Source organism: Pseudomonas sp. RIT-PI-S, from assembly GCF_025642975.1.
GTDB lineage: Bacteria > Pseudomonadota > Gammaproteobacteria > Pseudomonadales > Pseudomonadaceae > Aquipseudomonas.
Genome location: NZ_JANZKJ010000007.1, coordinates 143,025 through 156,244, shown reverse-complemented (window position 1 = coordinate 156,244; position 13,220 = coordinate 143,025). Strand labels below are relative to the sequence as shown.

Sequence of the window (13,220 nt, the reverse complement as noted above, 5' to 3'; positions counted from 1 at the left end):
CCCCGGCTCTGGTCCCAAAGCGCCTAGCTTCAGGCGTTTGTGGGAGCTGGCACAGCCTGCGAAAAAGGCATCGCAGACTGGCCGAAGGCAGCGTTTATCCGCGCGCCTCAGGCCGTCTTCTTCAGCCCCAGCTTTTTAAGCTCTTCGTCGCGCAGCTCGCGACGCAAGATCTTGCCAACGTTGGTGGTCGGCAGGGTGTCGCGGAACTCCACGGCCTTGGGCACCTTGTAGCCGGTGACGTTGGCGCGCATGTAATCGAGCACCTGTTCGCGGGTGAGGGTCATGCCAGGCTTGACTACCACGAACACCTTGATCGCCTCGCCGGATTTTTCGTCTGGGATGCCGATGGCTGCGCACTGGAACACCCCAGGCAGGGTGACCAGTACATCTTCGAGCTCGTTGGGGTACACGTTGAAGCCCGACACCAGGATCATGTCTTTCTTGCGATCGACGATGCGGATGTAACCGTCAGGCTGGATCAGCGCGATGTCCCCGGTTTTCAGCCAGCCATCGGCGTCGAGGATCTCCGCGGTCGCGTCCGGGCGCTGCCAGTAACCCTTCATTACCTGCGGGCCCTTCACACACAGCTCGCCGACTTCGCCGAAGCTCAGCTCGCGGCCACTGTCGTCGCTCACCCGGCACAGCGTGGAGGGAACGGGGATACCGATGGTGCCCACCTGCACGGCCTGCTTGGGGTTGACCGTGGCCACCGGGCTGGTCTCGGTCATCCCGTAGCCTTCGCAGATGGTGCAGCCGGTGACTTCGCGCCAGCGATCGGCCACCGCTACCTGCAGCGCCATGCCGCCCGACAACGTGAGCTTGAGCGCGGAGAAGTTGAGGCGGCGGAAATCGGCGTTATTGCACAGGGCGACGAACAGGGTATTGAGCCCCACGAAACCGGTGAACTTCCAGTTCCCCAGCTCCTTGACCATGGCGGACAGGTCGCGCGGGTTGCTGATCAGGATGTTGTGGTTGCCCATCAGCATCATGGCCATGCAATGGAAGGTAAACGCATAAATGTGATAGAGCGGCAGAGGCGTGATCAGCACTTCGGCGCCCTCGTCCAGGTTCGACCCCATCAGTGCCTTGCACTGCAGCATGTTCGCCACCAGGTTGCGGTGGGTGAGCATGGCGCCCTTGGCCACCCCTGTGGTGCCGCCGGTGTATTGCAGCACGGCGACGTCATCGCCCTGGGGGGAAGTTTCGTTCACCGCCACGCCGCGGCCCAGCGCCAGGGCGCGGTTGAAGCGCACCGCCTGAGGGATGTGGTAAGCGGGGACCATTTTCTTCACATAGCGGATCACGCTATTGACCAGCACCCGCTTGAGCGGCGACAGCAGGTCGGCTACCTCGGTGACGATCACATGGCGCACGGAGGTCTTGGGCACTACCGTTTGCGCCAGGTGGGCCATATTGGCCAGGCACACCAGCGCCTTGGCGCCGGAATCCTTGAACTGGTGTTCCATTTCCCGCGCGGTATAGAGCGGGTTGGTATTGACAACGATAAGCCCTGCGCGGATCGCGCCGAAGACGGCCACGGGGTACTGCAGCACGTTGGGCAACTGCACGGCGATACGGTCGCCGGGCACCAGGTCGGTGTGCTGCTGCAGCCAGGCGGCGAAGGCCCCGGATAGCTCGTACAGCTCGCCGTAGGTCAGGGTCTTGCCCAGGTTGCTGAACGCTGGCTTGTCAGCGAAGCGCCGGCACGACTGCTGGAGCACTGCTTGGATATTGGGGTATGCGTCTGGATCGATCTCGGCGGGAATACCCGGCGGGTACTTGTCTGTCCAGTAATTGTCGGCCATGGGAACCCTGCTCCTCGTGCAGCGAGATCACCGCATTTGATGCGATTTTTATAGATATGTTGAAAAGCGGGCCGAGATTATCAGCTTTGCGAAAGACCGCCTAGAGCCCGACCGGGCTCCGAGGTCATGTTTGAAACCAAACGAGGCTGTACGGTCACGTTTAGAGTAAATGCACTAAACGCTGGCAGCAGTGCCGGCTGGAACCGCTATCTCGTCGCGCAGGGCGCGACGCAGGATCTTGCCGACCGGGGTCATCGGCAGGCTGTCGCGCACCACGATCTGCCGCGGCACCTTGTAAGCGGCGAGGTTCTCGCGGCACCAGGCACTCAGCGCTTCGATATCGACGGTTCCCTCGCGGGGCACCACGAACAGGCGAATGGCTTCACCGGTGCGGTTGTCGGGAACCCCGATAGCGGCGCAGTTGAGCACCTGCGGGTGCGCCATCACCACCTCTTCCACCTCATTGGGGTAAACGTTGAAGCCTGAGACGATGATCATGTCTTTCTTGCGATCGACGATCCGCACGAAGCCGTCCGCCTCGATCACCGCGATGTCGCCGGTCTTGAGCCAACCCTGGCTGTCGATGGCTTCGGCGGTCGCCTCCGGCCGCTGCCAGTAGCCTTTCATCACCTGCGGGCCCTGCACGCACAGTTCGCCTGGCTCCCCGAGGGGCAACTCCTCGCCGTTCTCGTTGATCACCTTCACCGCCGTGCCGACCGCTGGCAGGCCCACCGTTCCCAGGCGCGCGGCCTGACCATAAGGGTTGGTGCTGACCACCGGCGAGGTTTCGGTCAGGCCATAGCCCTCGGAAATACGGCAACCGGTCAGCGCCTCCCAGCGGTCTGCCGTAGCCTTGACCAGCGCGGTGCCGCCGGAATTGGTCACCTTCAGGCTGGAGAAATCCAGGGTGGCGAAACCGGGGTGGTCCATCAGGGCGACGAACAGCGTGTTAAGGCCCACCAGCGAGCTGAACTTCCAGCGAGAAAGCTCCTTGACGAAGGCAGGGATATCCCGGGGGTTGGTGATGAGCACACTATGGTTGCCAGTGACCATCATGCACATGCAGTTCGCGGTGAACGCGTAGATATGGTAGAGCGGCAACGGCGCGATGGCGGTTTCTTCGCCCTCGCGCATCAAACGTTCACCGCTGGGCCCAAGCTGGGCGAACCAGGCCTGCATCTGCTGCATGTTGGCCAGCAGGTTGCCGTGGGTCAGCATCGCGCCCTTCGCCTGGCCAGTAGTGCCGCCGGTGTATTGCAGCACGGCGATGTCTTCCCGGCGCAGCGGCACTGGCGTGATCGCGCCCTTGCGGCCAACCCGCAGCGCTTCGTTAAAGCGCATCGCCTGGGGCAGCCGATAGGTAGGGACCATTTTCTTGAAGCGGGCCACCGCCATGTTCACCAACCAGCCCTTGGCCGGCGGCAGCAGGTCGCCCATGCGCGCTTCGATCAGGTATTCGATCGGCGTATCGGCCACGACCTCCTGCACGCGGTCGCCGAACAGGTTCAGGTACACCAATGCGCGGGCACCGGAGTCCTTGAATTGATGGCGCATCTCCCGGGCCGTATACAGCGGGTTCGTGTTGACCACGATCAGCCCTGCGCACAATGCGCCAAACACCGCGACGGGGTACTGCAGCACGTTGGGCAGCTGCACGGCGATGCGGTCGCCCGGTATCAGGTCAGTATGCTGCTGCAGCCAGGAAGCGAAGGCCACCGCCTCGCGCTCGAGTTCCGCATAGGTGAGGGTGCGGCCCAGGTTGCTGAAGGCGGGCTTGTCGGCGAAGGTCCTACAGGAATGTTGAAATACGTCGACCACCGAGCCCCATGCCGTGAAGTCGATGGCGGAGGGAACCCCACGGGGGCGCTTGTCGTTCCAGAAGTCAGGTTGCATTGTTGTTTTCCCCTGCTTGGGTGGCGGGCTTCATGCCAGCGCAGCCTTGAGGCGAAAGTAGCAGGTGCGGCACACATGGCAATCGCCGGGCATGCGTTATTTACATCCTGAATTGATAAGGCCAAGCCACATGGCGATACACTACGCCCCTTTACGCGAACAGGATCACGCCTCCATGACCGAAAGCACCAACACGCCTTACGAGGCCCTCGAGGTCGGCCAGACCGCCAGCTACACCCGGACGGTCGAGGAGCGGGACATCCAGCTGTTCGCGTCCCTGTCCGGGGACCGTAACCCGGTCCACCTGGACGCCGACTACGCCGCTCGTTCGCTGTTCAAAGAGCGCATTGCCCATGGCATGTTCAGTGGCGCGCTGATCAGCGCCGCCGTCGCTTGTGAGCTGCCTGGCCCCGGCACGATCTACCTGGGGCAGCAAATGACCTTCGAAAAGCCGGTAAAGCTGGGCGACACCCTGACCGTGCGCCTGGAAATCCTGGAAAAACTACCCAAGTTCAAGGTCCGGATCGCCACCCGCGTGTTCAACCAGCGCGATGAGCTGGTGGTCGATGGCGAGGCTGAGATTCTCGCGCCGCGCAAGCCGCAGACCGTGACCCTGGCCGAACTGCCGCCGATTACCGTCGGTTAGCTGCCACGCCGGCCCAATACCGGCAGGAATCGGGCGGGGCCGTTCGCAGGTTTCGCCAGCGCCTATAAAAGCTTGCGGGGCGGCCCTGAAATCACCTGCACGAGCTTCGGCCACACCGCTTACCCTGAGGCAAAAAAAAGGCGGCCGAAGCCGCCTATAAAATGCCTTGCGTGCCCGAGGACAGTGGGGTTCCGCTGCCTCGAGGCACAAACATTAACGCCCAGCGCGATTCCGGGAGCTGACCGAGGTCAACGCTTTTTCGGTTTTTTCTTAGGCTTTTTCTTGCCCGCCATGGGCATGGCCTGCTCGAAGGCGCGGCGAACCTCAGCAAGGCGCTTGTCGTTCAAGTCGTGCTGGCGGCGGGCGCGCTCAGCGGCGAAATCCAGCAAGTTGTTGTCCTGGCTCATGGTCGTGATGTCAGTCAAAGGTGGCTGTATCATCGCGCGTCATCGCGGCGCTGGCCAGTCACACTTCAAGGTCAACCCACAAGCCCTGTCTGGCGGGGGCGTCCATCAGCGGCACGGCGGGCACGGTGTTATCGGCATTGAGCTCATCTCCCGGTACCACCAACAGCGCCTGCTCGTCCTCGCTTTGCGGCTGCCGGCGGCGGCGTTGCTCATGCTCACGCAACAACAGCGCCGCCTCCTCACGCTCGCGGTTGCGCAGGTCGATGTCCGTTTCGGCCGAAGGTGCTTGCACCGGGCCCACCGGAGGAATATCTGGGGTCGGCTTGACCGGATCGAGCTGGGGGTTGATCGGCACGAACGGCTGCAGTGTCACGGGTGAAATCATCTCGCCTCCAGGCACCTGGTTGATCGCTCCACTCATGGCCAGGCGTGGCTGACGGAGCACTGGCTAGCTGGATTATCGGCGCAGCGGCGGCGAACTTGAGGCCAATCGTCGGCTCCCTCTGGCCAAGCTTCGGCAGCCCTTTGGCATAGCTGGACTACAATTGCGCCAGGCAACTTTGGTTCTCTCTTGGCGATCCGTTAGAATCCTCGGCTTTTGGCAGGCGGAGTAAGGCATGGCGCAGCAGTATCAACCGGGACAACGCTGGATCAGCGACAGCGAAGCGGAGCTCGGCCTGGGCACGGTGATCGCCCAGGATGGCCGCCTGCTCACGGTGCTCTACCCTTCCACCGGCGACACCCGCCAATACGCGCTGCGCAATGCGCCTCTGACCCGGGTGCGATTCTCCCCAGGGGATGTCATCACTCACTTCGAGAACTGGAAGCTCACTGTCCGGGAAGTCGAGGACGTGGACGGCCTGCTGGTGTATCACGGCTTCGATGCCCAGCATCAGCCACGCACCCTGCCAGAAACCCAGCTGTCGAACTTCATTCAATTCCGCCTGCCCAGTGACCGCCTGTTCGCCGGGCAAATCGACCCGCTGGCGTGGTTTTCTCTGCGCTACAACACCCTGCAGCACGCCAGCCGGCTGATCCAGTCTCCGCTGTGGGGCTTGGGCGGCGTTCGCGCGCAGCCTATCGCGCACCAACTGCACATCGCCCGTGAAGTCGCCGACCGTATCGCGCCTCGGGTACTGCTTGCCGACGAAGTGGGCCTGGGCAAGACCATCGAAGCGGGCCTGGTGATCCACCGGCAGCTGCTTAGCGGCCGCGCCAGCCGTGTGCTGATCCTGGTGCCGGAAAACCTCCAGCACCAATGGCTGGTCGAGATGCGCCGGCGCTTCAACCTGCAGGTGGCGCTGTTCGATGCCGAACGCTTCCTCGAAAGCGATGCCAGCAACCCCTTCGAGGACGCGCAACTGGCATTGGTGTCGCTGGAGTGGCTGACCCGCTCGGAAAAAGCCCAGGACGCGCTCTTCGCAGCCGGCTGGGACCTGCTGGTGGTCGACGAAGCGCACCACCTGGTTTGGCACCCCGATCAGGTCAGCCCGCAATATGCGCTGGTAGAACAGCTCGCGCAGGTGATACCTGGCGTGCTGCTGCTCACTGCCACCCCTGAGCAACTGGGCCTGGACAGCCACTTCGCGCGGCTGCGCCTGCTGGACCCGAACCGCTTCCACGACCTGGAAGCCTTCCGCCACGAAAGCGAGCATTACCGGCCAGTGGCCGAAGCCGTGCAGGAGCTGCTGGAACAGGGCCGTCTTTCGGAAAGCGCGCACAAGACCATCCATGCCTTCCTCGGCGCCGAAGGCGAAGCGCTGCTCGGCGCGGTGCAGGACGGCGACGTTGAAGCCAGCGCACGCCTGATTCGCGAACTGCTCGACCGCCACGGCACCGGCCGCGTGCTGTTCCGCAACACCCGTGCAGCGATCCAGGGCTTCCCGGAGCGCGAACTGCATCACCATGCCCTCGAGGCGCCCGCGCAATACGCGGAGCTCGCCGGGGCTGCGGCCCTGCACCCTGAGCGCACCCTGCAACGCAACCAGAGCGAAGGTGACGAGGACCGCTGGTGGCGCTTCGACCCGCGGGTTAGCTGGCTGATCGACACCCTCAAGGGATTGAAGAAGGTCAAGGTGCTGGTGATCTGTGCCAAGGCCGAAACGGCCATGGACCTGGAAGACGCCCTGCGCGTGCGCTCGGGGATCCCTTCGACCACCTTCCATGAAGGCATGAGCATCCTCGAACGCGACCGCGCCGCCGCTTACTTCGCCGATGAGGAATACGGCGCGCAAGTACTGATCTGCTCGGAAATCGGCTCGGAAGGTCGCAACTTCCAGTTTGCGCACCACCTGGTGCTGTTCGACCTGCCCGCCCACCCGGACCTGCTCGAGCAACGCATCGGCCGTCTGGACCGGATCGGCCAGAAGCACGTCATCCAACTTCACGTGCCGTACCTGGCCGGTACTGCCCAGGCACGGCAATTCCGCTGGTATCACGAAGCGCTCAACGCCTTCCTTAATACCTGCCCCACCGGCAACACCTTGCAGCACCGCTACGGCGAACAGCTGCAAGCGCAACTCGACGACGGCAGCGATGCCGCTTTCGATGCGTTGATCGTCGAGGCACGGGCCGAGCGCGAACGCCTGGAAGCCGAACTGCATAGTGGTCGCGACCGGCTGTTGGAACTCAACTCAGGCGGCGCGGGCGAAGGGCAGGCGCTGGTGGAGGCGATCGACGAACAGGACGACCAGTTCGCCTTGCCTATCTATATGGAAACCCTGTTCGACGCCTTTGGTATCGACAGCGAAGACCATTCGGAAAACGCCCTGGTGCTCAAGCCCAGCGAAAAAATGCTCGATGCCAGCTTCCCGCTCGGCGACGACGAAGGCGTGACCATTACCTATGACCGGCAGCAGGCGCTGTCACGCGAAGACATGCAATTCCTGACCTGGGAACACCCGATGGTTCAGGGAGGCATGGACCTGGTGCTGTCCGGCTCCATGGGCAACACCGCCGTGGCGCTGATCAAGAACAAGGCGCTCAAGCCAGGCACCGTGCTACTCGAGCTACTGTACGTCAGCGAAGCGGTGGCGCCGCGCGCCCTGCAACTGGGCCGCTTCTTGCCACCGATGGCACTGCGCTGCCTGCTCGACGGCAACGGCAACGACCTCTCGCCACGCGTGGCCTTCGAAACGCTCAACGACCAGCTTGAAAGCGTGCCGAAAGGCAGCGCGAACAAGTTTATCCAGGCCCAGCGCGACGCCCTAGCCCCTCGGATCAACGGCGCCGAAGCCAAGGTAGCGCCCCGACATGCCGAACGCGTGGCCGAGGCGCAACGTCGGCTTGCCGCCGAGCTGGACGAAGAGATCGCCCGTCTGACTGCGCTGCGCGAGAAGAACCCCAGCGTACGTGAAAGCGAGATTCAGGCACTGCGCGACCAACGCGAGCAAGGCATGGCCATGCTGGCCAAGGCCGCCTTGCGGCTGGAAGCGATTCGGGTGTTGGTGGCTGGCTGACCGGCGCCAGCGGTGGCACCCGCAATGGGCAGCCACCGCCGCCGCACTCAAATAGCGCATCGCCCTAGCTGGATGCCCTTTCTTGGAACAACACCCAGGGAGACACGACGACCGCCCACAGCTCTGGCTCGCGTTCCAGCAGCTCTGCCGCCAACCCTTCTCCTACTTTCTGCAGGTCGCCGGCCTCTAGCCAGGCGCTAACTTGCGATTTGTCGTTATCGGCCATGGCCTCAGCCACTCGGATAAGGTCCACCGCTGGGGCGACCCACAAGAGTGCACCCTTGGCAAAAAAGGGCTGTAACTCTTGCCAACTAATTCTTGCCGTCTCCCCTAGCAGCTTGGCATAGAGGGTGCTTGTCTGTTGTGTCATGAAGGGGGCCTGCGAGGCTGAAGTGGCGCCTATGATAGCCGCAACCCTTTTCCTGAAAAACCCGGTTTCAATATCCGCTACACAAGGAAACACTCGCATTTTCGGGATGTTACCGCGATGAACGGCAAACGCCCGCTCGCAATCTATAAGAAACTTTCATTTAAGCGACACGGCGTCAGCAGTCGGCAACTGGCCAGCTTTTCAAGAGAACGACGCGCGCTCTACACTGCGTTCGTGATACTCAAGGGGCTGGCCGGGGTGGTCGATTCTGGTGCAGCCTGCCAGGGCAGGCGGCAGTACCCCGGTCCACGGCCCCGGCCGAACGGACTATAAAAACTAAAACATGAGAGTGGAGCCCTATGCACAACACTACCAAGATGTCCAAGCTGTTCGCCGCCATGGTACTGGCCGGTGCCGCTAGTTACTCCTTCGCCGCCGACACAATCAAAATCGGTATCGCTGGGCCAAAGACCGGTCCGGTAGCCGAATACGGCGCCATGCAGTTCCGCGGCGCCAAGATGGCAATCGAGCAGATCAACGCCAAGGGCGGGGTCGATGGCAAGAAGATCGAAGCCGTGGAATACGACGACGCCTGCGACCCCAAGCAGGCCGTGGCCGTGGCTAACAAGGTGGTGAACGACGGCGTGAAGTTCGTGGTCGGCCACTTGTGCTCCAGCTCCACTCAGCCCGCACTGGACGTGTATAAAGATGAAGGCGTGCTGATGATCACGCCCGCCGCCACCAGCCCGGATATCACCAGCAAGGGTGACTACAACGGCGTATTCCGCACCATCGGCCTGGACAGCGCTCAAGGCCCGGCCGCGGGCAACTACATCGCCGAGCACGTGAAGCCCAAGATCGTCGCTGTTGTCCACGACAAGCAGCAATACGGCGAAGGTATTGCCACCGCGGTGAAGCAAACCCTCGAAAGCAAGGGGGTGAAAGTCGCCCTGTTCGAAGCCATCAACCCCGGCGACAAGGACTTCTCCTCGCTGATCGCCAAGCTCAAGCAGGCTAATGTGGACTTCGTCTACTACGGCGGCTACCACCCGGAACTGGGCCAGATTCTCCGTCAATCCAAGGAAAAAGGCCTGAACGCCAAGTTCATGGGCCCGGAAGGCGTGGGTAACGACTCCATCTCGCAAATCGCGGGCGATGCCTCCGAGGGTTTGCTGGTGACCCTGCCTAAATCCTTCGATCAAGACCCGGCCAACCAGGCGCTGACCCAGGCGTTCAAGGACAAGAAAGAAGACCCGAGCGGCCCGTTCGTTTTCCCCGCCTATAGCGCTGTGCAGATCATCGCCGACGGCATTCAAGCCGCTAAAAGCGAAGACGCCGAGAAAGTGGCCAAGGCCATCCACGCCGGCACCTTCAAAACCCCAATGGGCGATCTGAGCTACGACGCCAAGGGCGACCTGAAGAACTTCCAGTTCGTGGTCTACGAATGGCACTTCAACGCACCTAAAACCGAAGCGAAGTAATCACGGCGCTACGGTTTCCCCAAGGCCCACTGCTTTCGTGCAGTGGGCTTTGTTTTACGAGTACCGAAGCCTGAGCCGAGATCCGGCGCAGGCTTTCCCTGAAAATCTTAAAACCGTTACAGGCGGTTCACCGGACGCAGACGAGGTTGAACGCACCCTGAGAGTGCGCACCCCACCCGACTCGCTGGAGAAATGCAGACAGGTTTTTAGGAGCGCGGCAAATGCCCGATATTTTTCACTACCTGCAACAGCTGGTTAACGGCTTGACCGTTGGCAGTACCTACGCCTTGATCGCCATCGGCTACACCATGGTCTACGGCATTATCGGCATGATCAACTTCGCCCACGGCGAGGTGTATATGATTGGCTCCTACGTGGCATTCATGGCCCTTGCCGGCCTGGCCATGCTAGGCATCCATAGCCTGCCCGTGCTGATGATCGCCGGCTTCGCCGCGGCCATCCTGGTGACCAGTGCCTATGGCTACAGCATCGAGCGAGTCGCCTATCGCCCCTTGCGTAACAGTAACCGCCTGATCCCGCTGATCTCGGCGATCGGCATGTCCATCTTCCTGCAGAACGCCGTGCAGCTGTCCCAAGGCTCCGGCAACTTCGCCATTCCCAACCTGCTTCCCGGCAACCTGACGTTCGGGCCCGGCGGCTCGGAAGAAGTGGTGGTGTCTTATATCCAGATTCTAGTGTTCCTGGTCACGGTCGCGACCATGTATGGGCTGACCCAATTCATCGCCCGCTCCCGCATGGGCCGTGCCTGCCGCGCCTGCGCCGAAGATATGAAAATGGCGAGCCTGCTAGGCATCAATACCAACAGCGTGATTGCTCTGACCTTCGTGATCGGTGCCGCGCTGGCAGCGGTCGCCGCCATGCTGCTGAGCATGCAGTACGGCGTGATCAACCCCAGCGCCGGTTTCCTTGTCGGTCTCAAAGCCTTCACCTCGGCGGTGTTGGGCGGTATCGGCAGCATTCCCGGTGCCATGCTCGGCGGGCTGGTGCTGGGCGTAGCCGAAGCGTTCGGTGGTGACATCTTCGGTGACCAATACAAAGACGTAGTCGCCTTTGGCCTGCTCGTGCTGGTGTTGCTGTTCCGCCCGACCGGCCTGCTCGGTCGCCCGGAGGTTGAAAAAGTATGAGCAAGTCAATCAAGAGCGCGCTGTTCAGCGCGTTGCTGGTGTGGGCCGTGGCCTACCCGGTGTTCGGCCTCAAGCTGGTGTTCTCGGGCGTTACCTTGCAAGTGCAAGGCGCGGATACCCGCACCATCCTCATCATTGCCCTGTGTTCGGTGGCCCTGTTCCTCCGAGTATTGTTCGCCGAGCGTATCGCCGCAGCACGTAAAGGCTCCGGTGGGTCGTTAGTGCCGAGCAGTGTCAGCAACTACCTGACCCTGCCAAGCACCCAGCGCTGGGGCCTGGCGGCGCTGATAGTGCTGGCGTTCGTGTGGCCGTTCTTCGGCTCGCGAGGCGCGGTGGACATCGCTACCCTGGTGCTGATCTACGTGATGCTCGGCCTGGGCCTGAACATCGTGGTAGGTCTCGCGGGCTTGCTGGACCTGGGCTATGTAGGCTTCTACGCCGTGGGTGCCTACAGCTACGCCCTGCTGTCGCACTACTACGGGTTGAGCTTCTGGGTCTGCCTGCCGATCGCTGGCTTGTTGGCGGCGACATTCGGGTTCCTGCTGGGCTTCCCGGTGCTGCGCCTGCGCGGCGACTACCTGGCGATCGTGACCTTGGGCTTCGGCGAGATCATCCGCATTTTCCTGCGTAACCTGACCAGCCTCACGGGTGGCCCGAACGGTATCGGCGGCATCCCGAAACCCACCCTGTTCGGTCTCACCTTCGATAGCCGTGCCGCCGAGGGCATGCGCACTTTCCATGAGTTCTTCGGCCTGACCTACAACCCCGTCAACAAGGTGATATTCCTGTACTTGGTCGCGCTGCTATTAGCGTTGATCGCGCTCTTCGTGATCAACCGCCTGCTGCGCATGCCGATCGGCCGCGCCTGGGAAGCCCTGCGCGAGGACGAGATCGCCTGCCGCGCGCTGGGCCTGAACCCCACCGTGATCAAGCTCTCGGCCTTTACCCTGGGCGCAGCCTTCGCAGGTTTCGCCGGCAGTTTCTTTGCCGCTCGCCAAGGCCTGGTCACGCCGGAATCCTTCACCTTCATCGAATCGGCGATCATTCTCGCCATCGTGGTGCTGGGTGGCATGGGGTCTCAGCTTGGGGTCATCCTGGCGGCGATCGTGATGATCCTGCTGCCTGAACTGATGCGTGAATTCAGCGATTACCGCATGTTGATGTTCGGCGCCTTGATGGTGCTGATGATGGTGTGGCGCCCGCAGGGCCTGCTGCCCATGCAACGTCCCCACATGGAGCTGCGTCGATGAGCCGTGACATTTTGCAAGTGAGCGGCCTGGCCATGCGCTTCGGCGGGCTGCTGGCGGTCAACGGCGTGGCCTTGACCGTCAAGGAAAAACAAGTGGTGTCGCTGATCGGCCCTAACGGCGCCGGCAAGACCACGGTGTTCAACTGCCTGACCGGCTTCTATCGGCCGTCGGAGGGCAGCATCCTGCTCGATGGCGAGCCCATCCAGGGCCTGCCCGGCCATGTGATTGCCCGCAAGGGGGTGGTGCGGACGTTCCAGAACGTGCGGCTGTTCAAGGACATGACCGCCGTTGAAAACCTGTTGATCGCGCAGCATCGGCACCTGAACACGAACTTCCTCGCCGGGCTGTTCAAGACCCCAGGCTTCCGCCGCAGCGAGCGCGAGGCCATGGAGTACGCCGAGCACTGGCTGGAACGGGTGAACCTCAAGGACGTGGCCAACCGCCCGGCGGGCACCCTCGCCTACGGCCAGCAGCGCCGCCTGGAGATCGCCCGTTGCATGATGACCCGCCCACGCATCCTGATGCTCGACGAACCCGCCGCGGGCCTCAACCCGCGGGAAACCGACGAGCTCAAGGCGCTGATCGGCGTGCTGCGCGAGGAATACAACGCCACTGTGCTGCTGATCGAGCACGACATGAAGCTGGTCATGACCATTTCCGACCACATCGTGGTGATCAACCAGGGCACACCCCTGGCCGATGGCACGCCTGAGCAGATCCGGGACAACCCCGACGTGATCAAAGCCTACCTGGGGGAAGCCTGAA

Annotated in this window: 11 protein-coding genes; 6 read left to right on the top strand and 5 right to left on the bottom strand. The window is 62.4% G+C overall.

The genetic code is table 11. The features are described 5' to 3' along the window. Positions 1-107: 107 nt before the first annotated feature. Together fadD1 and OGL93_RS12225 are read right to left on the bottom strand one after the other, a co-directional pair. The gene (gene fadD1, locus OGL93_RS12230) at positions 108-1,805 is read right to left on the bottom strand and encodes a long-chain-fatty-acid--CoA ligase FadD1 (RefSeq protein ID WP_263262907.1); all 1,698 of its coding nucleotides are present in this window, start codon (positions 1,803-1,805) and stop codon (positions 108-110) included. A gap of 174 nt (positions 1,806-1,979) precedes the next feature. After that, the gene (locus OGL93_RS12225) at positions 1,980-3,698 is read right to left on the bottom strand and encodes a long-chain-fatty-acid--CoA ligase (protein ID WP_263262906.1); all 1,719 of its coding nucleotides are present in this window, start codon (positions 3,696-3,698) and stop codon (positions 1,980-1,982) included. Between the two features lie 175 nt (positions 3,699-3,873). Between OGL93_RS12225 and OGL93_RS12220 the strand changes: the two genes are divergently transcribed. Next, positions 3,874-4,344 carry a MaoC family dehydratase gene (locus tag OGL93_RS12220; protein WP_263262905.1) on the top strand — a complete coding sequence of 157 codons (471 nt, stop codon included), beginning with the start codon at positions 3,874-3,876 and terminating at the stop codon, positions 4,342-4,344. A 248-nt stretch (positions 4,345-4,592) separates the two neighbouring features. Here the strand turns inward: OGL93_RS12220 and OGL93_RS12215 are convergent, their stop codons facing one another. Together OGL93_RS12215 and OGL93_RS12210 are read right to left on the bottom strand one after the other, a co-directional pair. Further along, positions 4,593-4,769 (bottom strand): hypothetical protein, encoded by a 177-nt coding sequence (locus OGL93_RS12215; RefSeq protein ID WP_263263010.1) that lies wholly within the window; start codon positions 4,767-4,769, stop codon positions 4,593-4,595. A 40-nt stretch (positions 4,770-4,809) separates the two neighbouring features. Next, positions 4,810-5,136, bottom strand: a complete 327-nt coding sequence (locus OGL93_RS12210) for an aspartate-semialdehyde dehydrogenase (protein ID WP_263262904.1) — start codon at positions 5,134-5,136, stop codon at positions 4,810-4,812. Between the two features lie 232 nt (positions 5,137-5,368). Here OGL93_RS12210 and rapA point away from each other — a divergent pair, with 232 nt between their 5' ends. Beyond that, positions 5,369-8,209 carry an RNA polymerase-associated protein RapA gene (gene rapA, locus OGL93_RS12205; RefSeq protein ID WP_263262903.1) on the top strand — a complete coding sequence of 947 codons (2,841 nt, stop codon included), beginning with the start codon at positions 5,369-5,371 and terminating at the stop codon, positions 8,207-8,209. A gap of 64 nt (positions 8,210-8,273) precedes the next feature. On the opposite strand, the gene OGL93_RS12200 is transcribed toward rapA, so the two are convergent. After that, entirely contained in the window at positions 8,274-8,579 is a 306-nt protein-coding gene (locus tag OGL93_RS12200) for a DUF2288 domain-containing protein (RefSeq protein ID WP_263262902.1), read from the bottom strand. 359 nt (positions 8,580-8,938) lie between these two features. Between OGL93_RS12200 and OGL93_RS12195 the strand changes: the two genes are divergently transcribed. The 4 genes from OGL93_RS12195 (at position 8,939) to livG (ending at position 13,219) form a co-directional block, all read left to right on the top strand. After that, positions 8,939-10,060, top strand: coding sequence for a branched-chain amino acid ABC transporter substrate-binding protein (locus OGL93_RS12195; RefSeq protein WP_263262901.1), 1,122 nt, complete (start codon positions 8,939-8,941; stop codon positions 10,058-10,060). A gap of 221 nt (positions 10,061-10,281) precedes the next feature. Then, positions 10,282-11,205 (top strand): high-affinity branched-chain amino acid ABC transporter permease LivH, encoded by a 924-nt coding sequence (gene livH, locus OGL93_RS12190; protein ID WP_263262900.1) that lies wholly within the window; start codon positions 10,282-10,284, stop codon positions 11,203-11,205. Next, entirely contained in the window at positions 11,202-12,455 is a 1,254-nt protein-coding gene (locus OGL93_RS12185) for a high-affinity branched-chain amino acid ABC transporter permease LivM (protein ID WP_263262899.1), read from the top strand. Before livH ends, OGL93_RS12185 begins: the two co-directional genes overlap by 4 nt. Continuing rightward, positions 12,452-13,219: a high-affinity branched-chain amino acid ABC transporter ATP-binding protein LivG gene (livG, locus tag OGL93_RS12180; protein ID WP_263262898.1), complete on the top strand. Its 768-nt coding sequence runs from the start codon at positions 12,452-12,454 to the stop codon at positions 13,217-13,219. The genes OGL93_RS12185 and livG overlap by 4 nt, the downstream gene beginning before the upstream one ends. Position 13,220: the final 1 nt, after the last annotated feature.

Coding starts and splice junctions, on each gene's coding strand:
- fadD1 (WP_263262907.1), bottom strand. CDS start 1,805: ATGGCCGACAATTACTGGACAGACAAGTACCCGCCGGGTATTCCCGCC.
- OGL93_RS12225 (WP_263262906.1), bottom strand. CDS start 3,698: ATGCAACCTGACTTCTGGAACGACAAGCGCCCCCGTGGGGTTCCCTCC.
- OGL93_RS12220 (WP_263262905.1), top strand. CDS start 3,874: ATGACCGAAAGCACCAACACGCCTTACGAGGCCCTCGAGGTCGGCCAG.
- OGL93_RS12210 (WP_263262904.1), bottom strand. CDS start 5,136: ATGATTTCACCCGTGACACTGCAGCCGTTCGTGCCGATCAACCCCCAG.
- rapA (WP_263262903.1), top strand. CDS start 5,369: ATGGCGCAGCAGTATCAACCGGGACAACGCTGGATCAGCGACAGCGAA.
- OGL93_RS12200 (WP_263262902.1), bottom strand. CDS start 8,579: ATGACACAACAGACAAGCACCCTCTATGCCAAGCTGCTAGGGGAGACG.
- OGL93_RS12195 (WP_263262901.1), top strand. CDS start 8,939: ATGCACAACACTACCAAGATGTCCAAGCTGTTCGCCGCCATGGTACTG.
- livH (WP_263262900.1), top strand. CDS start 10,282: ATGCCCGATATTTTTCACTACCTGCAACAGCTGGTTAACGGCTTGACC.
- OGL93_RS12185 (WP_263262899.1), top strand. CDS start 11,202: ATGAGCAAGTCAATCAAGAGCGCGCTGTTCAGCGCGTTGCTGGTGTGG.
- livG (WP_263262898.1), top strand. CDS start 12,452: ATGAGCCGTGACATTTTGCAAGTGAGCGGCCTGGCCATGCGCTTCGGC.